Annotated in this window: 12 protein-coding genes; all 12 read left to right on the forward strand. The window is 69.2% G+C overall.

All coding sequences use genetic code 11. The annotated features are described in order from the left end of the window. The coding region (locus CS1GBM4_RS01375; RefSeq protein WP_186416890.1) for a CopD family protein at positions 1-987 on the forward strand (987 nt) is incomplete at its 5' end. A gap of 35 nt (positions 988-1,022) precedes the next feature. Beyond that, positions 1,023-1,502, forward strand: a complete 480-nt coding sequence (locus CS1GBM4_RS01380; RefSeq protein WP_186416891.1) for a copper chaperone PCu(A)C — start codon at positions 1,023-1,025, stop codon at positions 1,500-1,502. Positions 1,503-1,699: 197 nt separating this feature from the next. Next, a complete protein-coding gene (locus tag CS1GBM4_RS01385) occupies positions 1,700-2,614 on the forward strand; it encodes a dihydrodipicolinate synthase family protein (RefSeq protein WP_186417034.1) in 915 nt (304 codons plus the stop codon). Then, a complete protein-coding gene (locus CS1GBM4_RS01390) occupies positions 2,614-3,783 on the forward strand; it encodes a mandelate racemase/muconate lactonizing enzyme family protein (protein WP_186416892.1) in 1,170 nt (389 codons plus the stop codon). The genes CS1GBM4_RS01385 and CS1GBM4_RS01390 overlap by 1 nt, the downstream gene beginning before the upstream one ends. A gap of 27 nt (positions 3,784-3,810) precedes the next feature. Further along, a complete protein-coding gene (locus tag CS1GBM4_RS01395) occupies positions 3,811-5,082 on the forward strand; it encodes a sugar ABC transporter substrate-binding protein (protein ID WP_186416893.1) in 1,272 nt (423 codons plus the stop codon). 185 nt (positions 5,083-5,267) lie between these two features. Beyond that, entirely contained in the window at positions 5,268-6,173 is a 906-nt protein-coding gene (locus CS1GBM4_RS01400) for a sugar ABC transporter permease (RefSeq protein ID WP_186416894.1), read from the forward strand. 10 nt (positions 6,174-6,183) lie between these two features. Continuing rightward, on the forward strand, positions 6,184-7,014 hold the full coding sequence (locus CS1GBM4_RS01405) for a carbohydrate ABC transporter permease (protein WP_186416895.1): 831 nt from the start codon (positions 6,184-6,186) through the stop codon (positions 7,012-7,014). Positions 7,015-7,023: 9 nt separating this feature from the next. After that, positions 7,024-8,145 carry a sn-glycerol-3-phosphate ABC transporter ATP-binding protein UgpC gene (ugpC, locus tag CS1GBM4_RS01410; RefSeq protein WP_186416896.1) on the forward strand — a complete coding sequence of 374 codons (1,122 nt, stop codon included), beginning with the start codon at positions 7,024-7,026 and terminating at the stop codon, positions 8,143-8,145. Further along, the gene (locus tag CS1GBM4_RS01415) at positions 8,142-9,125 is read left to right on the forward strand and encodes an NAD(P)-dependent oxidoreductase (RefSeq protein ID WP_186416897.1); all 984 of its coding nucleotides are present in this window, start codon (positions 8,142-8,144) and stop codon (positions 9,123-9,125) included. Before ugpC ends, CS1GBM4_RS01415 begins: the two co-directional genes overlap by 4 nt. Then, positions 9,065-10,813: an SMP-30/gluconolactonase/LRE family protein gene (locus CS1GBM4_RS01420; protein ID WP_186416898.1), complete on the forward strand. Its 1,749-nt coding sequence runs from the start codon at positions 9,065-9,067 to the stop codon at positions 10,811-10,813. The genes CS1GBM4_RS01415 and CS1GBM4_RS01420 overlap by 61 nt, the downstream gene beginning before the upstream one ends. Next, positions 10,810-11,574: an SDR family oxidoreductase gene (locus CS1GBM4_RS01425; protein WP_348522307.1), complete on the forward strand. Its 765-nt coding sequence runs from the start codon at positions 10,810-10,812 to the stop codon at positions 11,572-11,574. Before CS1GBM4_RS01420 ends, CS1GBM4_RS01425 begins: the two co-directional genes overlap by 4 nt. Positions 11,575-11,744: 170 nt before the next feature. Beyond that, positions 11,745-12,785: a tonB-system energizer ExbB gene (exbB, locus tag CS1GBM4_RS01430; protein ID WP_186416899.1), complete on the forward strand. Its 1,041-nt coding sequence runs from the start codon at positions 11,745-11,747 to the stop codon at positions 12,783-12,785.

Genomic DNA, 12,785 nt, shown 5'->3' on the forward strand with positions numbered 1-12,785 from the left:
CCGCTCTCCGGCGCGACCCAGGCCGCGGCCTGGCAAGCGGCGGCCGCGAGCAGCTTCGGCCGCACGGCCCTGATCGCCGCGCTCGCCCTGCTGGCGGCCTCGCTGGCGCTGGCCCTGCCGCGCCGGATCGGCCGCCTGCTCGCAATCCTCGCCTGGCTCGGGTCGGGCGCCGCGCTGGCGGCGAGCGGCCATGCCAGCACAGCCGCGCCTCAGGTGCTGGCCCGCCCGGCCCTGTTCCTCCATGCGATCGCCATAGCCGGCTGGGCCGGCGCCTTGCTGCCCCTCGGCTTCGCCCTGCGCCAACCCGACGGGGCGCAGGCGCTGCAGCGCTTCTCGAGCCGGATCCCGACGCTGCTGGTGGTCGTCCTGCTCAGCGGCGCCGCCCTCGCCGTCATCCAGGTCGAGCGTCCGCAGGCCCTGCTCACGACCCCCTACGGCCTCGTGCTCGCCGGCAAGCTCGCGCTGGTCGCAGTGCTGATCGGGGTCGGCGCCTTCAACCGCTACCGGCTGACGCCCGCCATCCTCTCCGGAACGGCGGGGGTCCGGGGGCTGCTCGCCCGGACCGTCGCGGCCGAGGTCGCGATCGTCGTCGCCATCCTCGCCACCGTCTCGCTCTGGCGTTTCACGCCGCCGCCACGCGCCCTCGCTGCGGCAGCGGCGCAGCCGGCCAGCGTGCATATCCACACCGACAAGGCGATGGCCGAGCTCAGCGTGACGCCGGGCCGCGCCGGCCCTGTGACGATCACCGTCGCGCTGCTCGACGGCGCATTCGGCCCGCTCGTGCCGAAAGAGATGCGGCTTGGCCTGTCGAAGCCGGACGCCGGGATCGAGCCGATCGAACGGCAGGCCACGAGGCAGGCCGGCGGCGACTGGCAGGTCCGCGGACTGACGCTTCCGGTCGCCGGCCGCTGGACCGTCGAGCTCGAGATCCTGATTTCGGATTTCGAGATGATCCGGCTCGAGGACACGCTCGACATACGCCCGTGAACACGATCCAACTTTCGCAACCGAAGGAGCCTACGATGATCTCCCGCCTCGCTTTCACGGCCATCGCCGCCCTGGCGCTCGCCGGCACGGTCCGCGCGCATGACTATACCGCCGGCACGCTCAAGATCGACCATCCCTGGACGCGCGCGACTCCGGCCGGCGCCAAGGTCGCCGGCGGTTATCTCGCTGTGACCAATACCGGCGCCAGCGCCGACCGCCTGCTCGGCGGCAGCAGCGAGATCGCCGGCAAGGTCGAGATCCACGAGATGGCGATGAGCAACGGCGTGATGACGATGCGGGGCCTGCCCGACGGGCTGGAGCTCAAGCCCGGCGCGAAGACCGAGCTGAAGCCGGGCAGCTACCACATCATGTTCATGGACCTGAAGCGCCAGCTCAAGGAAGGCGAGACGATCAAGGGCACGCTGACCTTCGAGAAGGCGGGACAGGTTCCCGTCGAGTTCAACGTGGAGTCGGTCGGCGCCCGCGCCCCGGCCGGAGGGCATCACAAGCACTGACCGCGCGGGCCGTCACCCGCGCGACAGAGGCCCTCCTGAAAAGGAGGGTCGGGTTCCAGGAACCCGAAAGCCGCCGGGTCCTCCCGGCGGCTTTTTCGTGCGCGCTTGACGGTCCAGGACAACGGAAGTACGGTCCATATTAGAAAACAGATGATCCACTATATGGATCGACTGGGAGGAGCGCAGTGCTGCAGGGCATGCTGCCGGTGTTGCCGACGCCGTTCACGGAGACCGGGGCGATCGATCCCGAGGCGATGGTGCGGATCGTCGATTTCGCCCTCGCCTGCGGCGTGGACGGCGTGGTGTTCCCGGGCTTCGCCAGCGAGGTGGACGCGCTTTCGGCCGCGGAGCGGTCGGCCCTGCTGAAGGTGGTCGCGACGAGGATCGGCGGCCGGCGGACGATCGTCGCCGGCGCGAGCGCCTCGAGCGCGGCGGAAGCCGTCGCGCATTGCCGCGAGGCCATCGCCAACGGCATCGGACATGTGATGATCCAGGCGCCGAAGAGCGTCGGCACGACAACGGAGGCCGTCTCCGCCTTCTATGGCGAGATCGCCGCGGCCGTGCCCGGCCTCGAGATCGTGCTGCAGAACGCGCCGGCACCGCGCGGCTCCGACCTCAAGCCCGACGCCATTCTCGCGATCGTCCGTGACAACCCGGCGATCACCCATGTCAAGGAGGAAACGCTGCCGTCGGGCCTCGCCATCTCGGCGATCACGGCCGGCAAGCCGGCGCATCTGAAGGGCGTGCTCGGTGGCGGCGGCGCGCGCTATCTGATCGACGAATACAATCGCGGCGCCTGCGGCGCGATGCCGGCCGTCGAGTTCGCCGACATCCACGTCGCCCTGGATCGGGCTTATCGCGCCGGCGAGATCGAGCGTGCCCGCGAGCTCTATATGCGCACGCTGCCGCTGCTGGCGATCCAGCTGAATTTCCGCATGGCCTTCACCAAGCATGTGCTGACGCGGCGCGGCGTGCTGACCAATCAGGTCGTGCGGGCGACGGTGCCGGCGATGGATGCGCTCGACGTCGCCGAGATCGACGCGTGGCTCGACCTCTGCGCCGAGCTGATGACGGTCGACGCTCGCGAGCCGACGTCCGCCGGAGGCGCGTGATGGCCGAGCGCGTCGCCCGCGTCGAGGTGTTCTCGATCACCATCCCGCGCGAGACGCCCTATCTCGGCGCCCTGCGCGCGGGCGAGCGCGTCAACGACCACGGCTATATCGTGCGCAAGGGCAACCGGACCGTCTATCCGACGGTCGACCGCACCGTGGTGGTCCGGATCGAGACGGCGGGCGGCGCGGTCGGCTGGGGCGAGACCTACGGCATCGTCGCCCCCGGCGCGGCGATGGCGATCGTCGACGACCTGCTCGGCCCCTTCGTCGTCGGGCGCGACCCGCGCGACGTCAGCGTCATCCATGACGATCTCTACGATCTGATGCGGGTGCGCGGCTATACCGGCGGCTTCTATCTCGACGCGCTCGCCGCGATCGACATCGCGCTCTGGGACCTCTGCGGCAAGCTTTCGAGCCTGCCGCTGGTCAAGCTGCTCGGCGGGCAGAAGCATGAGCGACTGCCGGCGTATCTTTCCGGCCTGCCGAAGCCGACGCTGGCAGAGCGGGCCGCGTTCGCGGCGGAGTGGCAGGCGAAAGGCTTCGACAGCTTCAAGTTCGCGGCTCCCGTCGCCGATGACGGCAATGTCGCGGAGATCAGGACGCTGCGCGAGCGGCTCGGCCCCGGTGCGCGCATCGCCTGCGACATGCACTGGGTCCATACGGGCGAGGAGGCCGTCGCGGCGATCCGGGCGATGGAGCCGCATGGGCTCTGGTTCGCCGAGGCGCCGGTGAAGCCGGAGGATCTCGACGGACTCGCCCATGTAGCCGCGAAGGTCTCGACGCCGGTCGCGGCCGGCGAGGAATGGCGCACGGTCCATGATCTCGTGCCGCGGGTGGCCCGGCGGGCTTGCGCGATCGTGCAGCCGGAGATGGGCCATAAGGGCGTGACCGAGTTCATGCGCATCGGCCTGTATGCCCAGGCGCATCATCTTCGGGTGATCCCGCACGCCACGATCGGCATCGGCCTGTTCCTGGCGGCGAGCCTGCATGCGTCCTCGGCGCTCGCGGCGGTCGAGTGCCATGAATTCCAGCACTCGATCTTCGAGCCGAACCGGCGGCTGCTGCTCGGCGACATGGATTGCAGCGCCGGCTTCTACCGTCTGCCGAGCGGACCCGGCCTCGGGGTCGAGCCGTCAAAGGAAGCGCTCAGGCTGCTGAAACGGCTTTAGCGACAAGAACCAAGGGAGGAGGAGACCATGACGAGGACAAGGCTTGCATTCTCCGCGGCTGCGCTCGCGCTCGCCGCCGGCGCTCTCCCCGGCATCGCGCTGGCGCAGGGCAAGGTGCTGAAATTCGTCTCCTGGCAGAAGGACGAGCGCGGCGTCGGCGACTGGTGGGGCTCGGTGATCAAGGAATTCGAGGCGACCCATCCCGGCGTCAAGATCGAATGGACCAAGGTCGAGCGCGGCGCCTATGCCGACACGATGACGACGCTGTTCGCCGGCGGCAAGCCGCCGGATATCGTCCATCTCGCCTCCTTCGAATTCCAGAAGTTCGCCGATAATGGCTGGCTGGAGCCGCTCGATCCCTACATCAAGGACGCCAAGCTCGACCTCAAGGGCTGGGCCGGGCAGGACACCTGCAGCTGGAACAAGCAGACCGTCTGCACGATGATGCTCTATTTCGGCTACATCTTCGCCTACAACGACGAGCTCTTGAGGAAGGAAGGTCTTGCCGTCCCGAAGACCTATGCCGAGTTCCTCGCCGCGGCGCAGAAGCTGACCAAGGACGTCAATGGCGACGGCATCGTCGACCAGTTCGGCACCGGGCACGAGACCAAGGGCGGCGGCGGCCAGTACATGAGCGAGATGATGAACTACACGCTCGACGCCGGCGGGCGCTGGACCAACGATGCCGGCAAGGTGACGATCAATACGCCCGAGATGATCGAAGGCCTGTCGCGCTGGAAGACCATCGTCAAGACCAGCCTGACCCCGCGCGACCTGCCGGCCGGCGAGGTCCGCCAGATGTTCGCCGACGGCAAGATCGCGATGAAGATGGACGGGCCGTGGCTCTGGCCGATCATCCAGAAGGGCAAGGCCAAGGACCAGATCAAGCTCGGCATGGTGCCGTTCAGCCCGCCGGTCGGCGGCTCCTCCAACGTGCTCGGCATCGCAGCCGACGCGCCCAGGGAGAACAAGAAGCTGGTCTGGGATTTCATCGCGCTCGCGACATCCGACGAGTTCCAGTCGAGCTATGCGACGCTCGGCGCCTCGCCGCCGCCCAGCCCACGCGCCGACACCTCGGCCGCGACCAAGGACACGCCGCATTTCGACCTCCTGGTGCAGGCGACCAAGGCGGCGGCCGACGCCAAGGTCGACCGCATCCCGAAGGGGCTTGAGCTGCAGTTCAACGAGTTCGCCAAGATGGTCATGGAGGAGTCGCAGCGCATGATCATCCAGGACCTCGACCCGAAGGCGGTGGCGGCGACGATGCAAGCCAAGGCCGAGGCGCTGCAGAAGCAGTAGCGCCACGCGAATCCCTCTCCCGGATGGGAGAGGGCAGGGGTGAGGGACCGCCGGTTCAGAATGAAGCCGCAGCGGCGCCGTTCCACCTTCTCCGGGTAGGGCAGGCCCTCATCCCTGCCCTTCTCCCACACGGGAGAAGGGTTCCCCGCGCCCTTCCACGACGAGAAACGGGAGACGGACCCGCCATGCCCCGATCAGCCTTCCTCGACCTCGCCCGCCCGAGCCGGCGGCACTGGCTCGGCTATCTCCTGCTGGCGCCGGCGGTGCTGCTGATCGCGCTGATCATCGTCTATCCGCTCTTCGTCTCGGTCGACCTGTCCTTCCAGAACGTCAACATCGCCCGGCTCGACCAGCCGCGCCGTCCCTTCACCACAGCGAATTACGAGCGGCTCTTCGCCTCCGAGGAGTTCTGGAACGCCTGCTGGGTGACGTTCAAGCTCGTCACCATCGTCTCCTTCTTCTGCTTCCTGCTCGGCCTCGGCACGGCGCTGCTGGTCAACAACCGCTTCAAGGGCCAGACGCTGGCGCGGCTGCTGGTCGCCCTGCCCTGGGCGATCCCGGAAGTGATCGCGGTGGTGATCTTCGCCTGGCTGTTCGATTCCTCCTTCGGCCTGATGAACTGGCTCTTCATCAGGCTCGGCCTGGTCGACCAGACGACCAACTGGTTCTCCTCGCCCGAGGCCGCCTTCGCCGTCGTCTGCACGGTGATGGTCTGGAAGGGCTATCCCTTCGTCTCGATCATGATGCTGGCCGGGCTGCAGTCGATCCCGGAGGATTTCTACAACGCCGCCAAGGTCGACGGCGCCCGCGCCTGGCAGCGCCTTCTCCACATCACCATCCCCTCGCTGATGCCGGTGATCGGGGTGACGCTGGTGCTGGTGATGCTGTGGGTCTTCCGCGACTTCTCGATCATCTACGTGCTGACCGGCGGCGGACCGCTGAAGGCGACGCAGTCGCTCTCGATCATGACCTACGAGCAGGCCTTCGGCTTCTTCAAGATGGGCTACGCCTCGGCCATCGGCGTCATCACCCTGATCGTCTGCGTGATCGCGAGCCGGCTGATGATCGCCCGCGCGCCGGACAATATCTGAGGAGGCGGCGATGAAACGCAAAGCCACGCGGAACGCCCTGCTCTATGCCGGCGTGGTCCTGACCTGCGCCATCCTGGTCTTCCCGATCTACTGGCTCATAGTCACCGCGCTCTCCGAGCCGAGCCAGCTCAGGCAGTTGCCGCCGAGCTTCTGGCCAGCCGAGCCGCGCTGGGGCGTGTTCGGCCAGATCATCGCCGAGCGGCCGATCCTGCTCTGGCTCGGCAATTCGGCACTCGCCGCCATCGGCGCGGTTGCGATCTCCATGGTGGTCTCGGTGCTCGCCGGCTACAGCCTGTCGCGCTTCAAGCTGCGCGGCGGCCAATCGCTCGGACTGTTCATCCTGACGGCCAAGATGCTGCCGGCGACGCTCTTGGTGATCCCGCTCTTCGGCATCTTCCGCAGCCTCGAGCTGATCGGCAGCCTGTGGTCGATCATCCTCGCCCACGCCACGCTGATCATCCCGTTCACCACCTGGATGCTGAAGGGCTATTTCGACACGATCCCGCGCGAACTCGAGCAGGCGGCGATGGTCGACGGCTGCTCGCCGCTCGGCGCGATGGTCCGGGTGATCCTGCCGATCTCGGCGCCGGGGCTCGCGGCGACGGCGCTCTACGGCTTCGTGCTGTCCTGGTCGGACTACGCCTATGCCCGCACCTTCCTGACCAACGCCCAGGGCAACTGGACCGCCAATCTCGGCATCACCACGATGAAGGGCGAGTACATCTCGAACTGGAGCGACATCTCAGCCGCCTCCATCCTCGTCGCCCTGCCGATCCTCGCGATCTACCTTGTCCTCGAACGCTATCTCGTCGGCGGCCTGACGGCCGGAGCCGAGAAGTAGAGACGTCCCATGGCCGGAATCCGCATCGACAGCATCACCAAATCCTATGGCGGGCTCACCGTCCTGAAGGGCTTCTCGCTCGACATCGCCGATGGCGAGTTCGTCGTCCTGGTCGGCCCTTCGGGCTGCGGCAAGTCGACCATGCTGAAGATCCTCGCCGGGCTCGAGGAAGCCTCCTCCGGCACGATCAGCATCGGTGACCGCAATGTCACCGACCTCGCGCCGGGTGACCGCGACATCGCGATGGTCTTCCAGAACTACGCGCTCTACCCGCATCTCAGCGTGCGCAGGAACATGGGCTTCGGCCTGAAGATGCGCGGCACCGACGCCGGCGAGATCGACCGGCGCGTCGCCGACGCCGCGAAGATCCTCGGCATCGACCATCTGCTCGACCGGCGGCCGCGCGCCCTCTCCGGCGGCCAGCGCCAGCGCGTCGCGCTCGGCCGGGCGATCGTGCGCGAGCCGCAAGCCTTCCTGATGGACGAGCCGCTCTCCAACCTCGACGCCAAATTGCGCGTCCACACCCGCGCCGAGATCAGCGCCCTGCACAAGAGGCTGCGCGTCACCACGATCTACGTCACCCACGACCAGACCGAGGCGATGACAATGGCGGACCGCATCGTCATCATGAAGGACGGCGTGATCCAGCAGATCGCTTCGCCCGAGGTGATGTTCCGCAAGCCGGCCAATCTCTTCGTCGCCGGCTTCATCGGCTCGCCCGGCATGAATTTCTTGAAGGCGAAGGCGCAGGCCTCGGGCGGCGGCGCCACCGCGAAACTGTTCGGCCACGATGTGGTGTTGCCGGTGGCGAACGCCGACGCGCTCGCCGGCAAGGAGATCGTCGTCGGCCTCAGGCCCGAGCATATCGCCGCCGGTCCCGGGCAGATCTCCTTCACGGTGACCCCGAGGCTGATCGAGAGCCTCGGCAGCGAGCAATATGTCTATGTCGACCTGCCCGAGGAGCATCGGCGCGAGACCGTTTCGGCCGGCGAGGACGAGGCACGTCGCAGCGCGCTGATCGCCCGCCTGATCAATCCGGAGCCGGGCCCGCCGGGGGAGACGCTGACACTGTCCTTCGATCCGGCGCGGCTGCATGTCTTCGACGCCGCCAGCGGCGAGGCGATCCGATGAGGACGATCCTGGTCACCGGCAGCGCCGGGCGCGTCGGCTCGCGCGTCGTGCGCCGACTGCTCGAAGCGGGCCAGCGCGTCACCGGCCTTGACCTGCGCGCCAGCGGTATCGGTCATCCCGCTTATCGCGAGGTGCTCGGCGGCTTCGACGACCGCGCCGCCGCAAGCGAGGCGGTTCGGGGCGCTGACGCGATCCTGCATCTCGGCGCCTTCATGTCCTGGCTGCCGGCCGATCGCGACCGGCTGTTCACCGCCAATGTCGAGGGCACGCGCCTGCTGCTGCAGGAGGCCACGGCAGTGAAGCCGAAGCGCCTCGTCTTCGCTTCCTCGGGCGAGGTCTATCCGGAGACCATGCCGGAGTATCAGCCGATCGACGAGGAGCATCCGCTGAAGCCGCGCTCGCCCTATGGGTTGAGCAAGCTGCTGGGCGAGGAGATCGTGCGCTTCTTCGAGAGGACCAGCGGCATTCCGGCGACGATCCTGCGCTTCTCGCATACGCAGGATGCGAGCGAATTGCTCGATCCCGGCAGCTTCTTCTCCGGACCGCGCTTCTTCCTGCAGCCGAAGATCAGGCAGCAGGAAGCCTTCGGCAACGCTGCCGCCGTCGCGGCCCTGCGCACCATAGACGACGGGCGCGAGGCCTTGGTGCTGTCGCGCAACGAGGCCGGCCGGCCCTTCCGCATGCACATCACCGACACCCGCGACATGGTCGCCGGCATCCTGCTGGCGCTGTCGGATGAGCGCGCCGCCGGCCGCACCTATAATCTCGGCGCGACCGAGCCGGTCGACTTCGCCGTGGCCCTGCCGATGATGGCGGAGTTGACGGGGCTGCCGCTGAGGACCATCGACCTGCCGGGCGCCGGCGTCTGCTACGAGACGTCGAACGCCAGGATCCGGACCGAATTGGGGTTTGAGCCGCAATGGACCTTCGAGCGCATGATCGGCGAAGCGGCGCAGGCGCGGGCGAAGCGCGCGTCCTGACGCCGGACGAGCGCGACGTCCCGACCGGCGCGGCCGCCCTCGCCAAGGGGCTCTACCTGCTCGACGTGATCGGCGAGGCGCCGGCGCCGCCGCGCTTCCGCGACCTGCAGGCCGCCACCGGCCTGCCCAAGGGTACGCTGGCGCGCATGCTCAACACGCTGCTGACCTTCCGCCTGATCCGGCACGAGGAGAGCGACAACACCTATCGGCTCGGTCACCGCCTGTTCGAGCTCGCCCATCGCGTCTGGGAATCCTTCGACCTGCGCGGCGCCGGCGCGCCGGCGCTCGATCGGCTGGCCGAGGAGACGCGCGAGACCGCCGCGCTCTGCGCCATCGACAATGGCGAGGTGCTCTACATCGACCAGCGCAGCCGCGGCGGCCCCTATGGCTTCCGCATCGAGATCGGCCGGCGCGCCCCGCTGCACTGCACCGCCGGCGGCAAGGCCCTGCTCGCCTTCGTCCAGCCGCATGAGCAGCGCGCCCTGATCGACCGGCTGAAGCTCGAACGGTTCACCGAGACGACGATCACCGAGGAGGAGGCGCTCGCCGCCGACCTCGCTTTGACCCGGGCGCGCGGCTACGCCGTCTCGCAGGAGGAGCATGTCGCCGGCGTCGCCTCGGTCGCGGCGCCGATCTTCGACCATACCGGCCGGGCCGTCGCGGCGATCGGCGTGTTCGGCCCGTCCTCGCGGCTGACCCGCGAGCGACTGCACACCACCGGCCGCGACCTGATGGCGGCAGCGCGCCAGATCTCCGGAAACGTCGGCGCGACGCAGATGAACATTTCGCCGGCGCCGCGCTCGACGCGGCCGGTCAATCCGGATGTGCAATGCGTCCTGCCCTGGGGCGCCCATCTCGCCGAGGGGCCGTACTGGTCCGCCGGCGAGCAGCGGCTCTATTGGGTCGACATCCTCGCGCCGTCCGTGAACCGCTTCGACCCGGCGACCGGCGGCAACGAGGAGGTCGCGCTGCCGCGCCTGGTCAGCGCCGTGCTCGGCCGCCGCGGCGGCGGACTGGTGGCGCTGACCCAGGACGGGCTGGAGGCGTTCGACTTCGCGAGCGGCCGGCTGACGCCGCTCGTCGATCCCGAGGCGGACATTCCCGACAACCGCTTCAACGACGGGAAATGCGACCGGCAGGGCCGGCTCTGGGCCGGGACGATGCGGCTCGACGCCAGCCGCGCCTCCGGCTCGCTCTACGCGATCGCGCCCGACCTCTCCTGGCAGCGGCGCGAGAGCGGCCTCACCGTCGCCAATGGGCTGGACTGGAGTCCGGACGGGCGACGCTTCTATTTCGTCGATTCCGCCCCCGGCCGCATCTACGCCTACGATTTCGACGCCGAGGCCGGCACGCTCGCCAATCGCCGCGTCTTCGCCGAGATCGACAAGGCGGTCGGGCGTCCGGACGGGCTCGCGGTCGACAACGAGGGCTGCGTCTGGTGCGCGATCTGGGACGGCTGGTGCCTGCACCGCTACGCGCCGGACGGCAGGCTCGATCGCGAGGTCTGGCTGCCGGTGCCGCGCCCGACCAGCCTCGCCTTCGGCGGGCCGGACCTCAGGACGCTGTTCATCACCACGGCACGCATCCGCCTGCCCTCGCGCGTGCTGGCCGAGGCACCGTTCTCCGGCGGGCTCTTCACCTTGCCGGTCGACGTGCCAGGCCTGGCCGCGGCGGAGTTCGGCGGGTGAGGATCGAAGCGAGCTATCCCGATCTCGCCGGCAAGGCGGCCGTGATCACCGGCGGAGCCGACGGCATCGGCCGCGCCATCGTCGAGGCCCTGGCGCGCCAGGGCGCCAGGGTCGCCTTCCTCGACCGCGATGCCGAACGCGGCGACAAGCTCGCAGCCGAGCTCTCGGCCGCCGGCGGCGCCGTCTCGTTCCATCGCGTCGACCTGCGCGACATTCCGGCGACGCAGGCTGCGATCGCGGCGGCGCGCCTCCTGCACGGTCCGTTCGCGATCGGCGTCAACAATGCAGGACATGACGAGCGGCACGACTTCGATGCGGTCACCCAAGCCTATTGGGACGATCGCTTCGCCGTGAACCTCCGGCCGATGATGTTCGTGGCGCAGGCGCTGGCGCCGGACATGCGCGGCCTCGGCGGCGGCGCGCTCGTCAATCTGTCCTCGACCTCGTGGATGAAGGGCTCGCCGCACATGATCGCCTACACCACGGCGAAGTCGGCGGTGATCGGCTTCACGCGCTCGCTGGCGCGGGCGCTCGGCCCGGACGGGATCAGGGTCAACTGCGTCACGCCGGGCTGGGTGATGACCGAGCGCCAGCGCACGCATTGGTGGACGCCGGAGAAGGGCGCCGCCAACCAGGCGGCGCAGGCGCTCAAGGGCGAGATCCTGCCGGAGGACATCGCGCAGATGGTGCTGTTCCTCTGCTCCGACGTCTCCCGCATGTGCGCCGGCCAGAACTTCATCGTCGATGCCGGCACGGTCTGAGCCACGGCCGGCCGATTTACTTTAGAATACCTATAAATTATTGTATTTGCTAATCAATTCGCTCTGGTTTAACTGCTGGCGACGATCGCCGGGGGCGCTTCCGCGAAGCCGGCTCCGCTCCGAACGCGTTCCCGCGATGAGGAACGCCGCCAGATCATGGACCAGATTCGATGCAGCGCTTGATCGGCACAGTCCTGTTCGCGGCGGGGATCGCCGCAGCCCCGCTGGCGGGGTCGATCGGCCTGGCCCAGACCGCTCCGGCAGAGACCGCCCCCGCATCCCAGGCGAGCCCGTCCGGCGCGCATGGCGGAGCCGCACCTGCGCCCGGCGCCGCCGCACCGGCCGATCCGACTGTCATGGGTCAGCCCGCTCCCGCCGGTCCGGCAGCGGCGGCCGCCACCCCCTCGCCGCCGCCCGGCCGGACTCCGGTCGCGGTGGCTGCGCCGGCGAGCCTGCCGCACGATCTGTCGCCCTGGGGCATGTTCATGGCCGCCGACATCGTCGTGAAGGCGGTGATGCTCGGCCTCGCCTTCGCCTCGCTGGCGACCTGGACGATCTGGCTCGCCAAGGCGCTCGAGCTCGCCGCCGCCAAGACACGGGCACAGCGGGCCGTGCGCCGGCTGGAGGCCGCGGCAAGCCTCGACGAGGCGGCGCAGGCCATCGCCGGCCGCAGGGGACAGGCGCGCGGCGCCGTCGCCGAACTGGTCGGCGCCGCCCAGAGCGAGCGCGACCGCTCCGCCGATCTCGGCGAGGACGGCATCAAGGACCGCGCCGCGATCGCGCTGTCGCGGATCGAGGCCAGGGCCGGCCGCGGCATGGCGCGCGGCACCGGCCTCCTCGCCACCATCGGCTCGACGGCCCCGTTCGTCGGCCTGTTCGGCACGGTCTGGGGCATCATGAACTCATTCATCGGCATCAGCCAGGCGAAGACGACCAACCTCGCGGTGGTCGCGCCCGGCATCGCCGAGGCGCTGCTGGCGACGGCGATCGGCCTCGTCGCGGCGATCCCGGCGGTGATCATCTACAACGTGTTCGCGCGCGCCATCGCCGGCTATCGCGCCACGCTCTCCGATGCCTCCGGCGAGGTGCTGCGCCATCTCTCGCGCGATCTCGAACGGGCACGGCGCCAGGCGGCGCAACCGGCCCGCGGCAGCAGCCTGCACGCGCTGCCGGCACAGGCCGCCGCACTGCCGCGCGTCCCGGCGGAGTGA

Source organism: Allobosea sp. CS1GBMeth4 (genome assembly GCF_900185715.1).
Classification (GTDB): Bacteria; Pseudomonadota; Alphaproteobacteria; order Rhizobiales; family Beijerinckiaceae; genus Allobosea.

Excerpts from the sequence above, each read along its gene's own strand:
- CS1GBM4_RS01380 (WP_186416891.1), top strand. The coding sequence starts at position 1,023 with ATGATCTCCCGCCTCGCTTTCACGGCCATCGCCGCCCTGGCGCTCGCC.
- CS1GBM4_RS01385 (WP_186417034.1), top strand. The coding sequence starts at position 1,700 with ATGCTGCCGGTGTTGCCGACGCCGTTCACGGAGACCGGGGCGATCGAT.
- CS1GBM4_RS01390 (WP_186416892.1), top strand. The coding sequence starts at position 2,614 with ATGGCCGAGCGCGTCGCCCGCGTCGAGGTGTTCTCGATCACCATCCCG.
- CS1GBM4_RS01395 (WP_186416893.1), top strand. The coding sequence starts at position 3,811 with ATGACGAGGACAAGGCTTGCATTCTCCGCGGCTGCGCTCGCGCTCGCC.
- CS1GBM4_RS01400 (WP_186416894.1), top strand. The coding sequence starts at position 5,268 with ATGCCCCGATCAGCCTTCCTCGACCTCGCCCGCCCGAGCCGGCGGCAC.
- CS1GBM4_RS01405 (WP_186416895.1), top strand. The coding sequence starts at position 6,184 with ATGAAACGCAAAGCCACGCGGAACGCCCTGCTCTATGCCGGCGTGGTC.
- ugpC (WP_186416896.1), top strand. The coding sequence starts at position 7,024 with ATGGCCGGAATCCGCATCGACAGCATCACCAAATCCTATGGCGGGCTC.
- CS1GBM4_RS01415 (WP_186416897.1), top strand. The coding sequence starts at position 8,142 with ATGAGGACGATCCTGGTCACCGGCAGCGCCGGGCGCGTCGGCTCGCGC.
- CS1GBM4_RS01420 (WP_186416898.1), top strand. The coding sequence starts at position 9,065 with ATGGACCTTCGAGCGCATGATCGGCGAAGCGGCGCAGGCGCGGGCGAA.
- exbB (WP_186416899.1), top strand. The coding sequence starts at position 11,745 with ATGCAGCGCTTGATCGGCACAGTCCTGTTCGCGGCGGGGATCGCCGCA.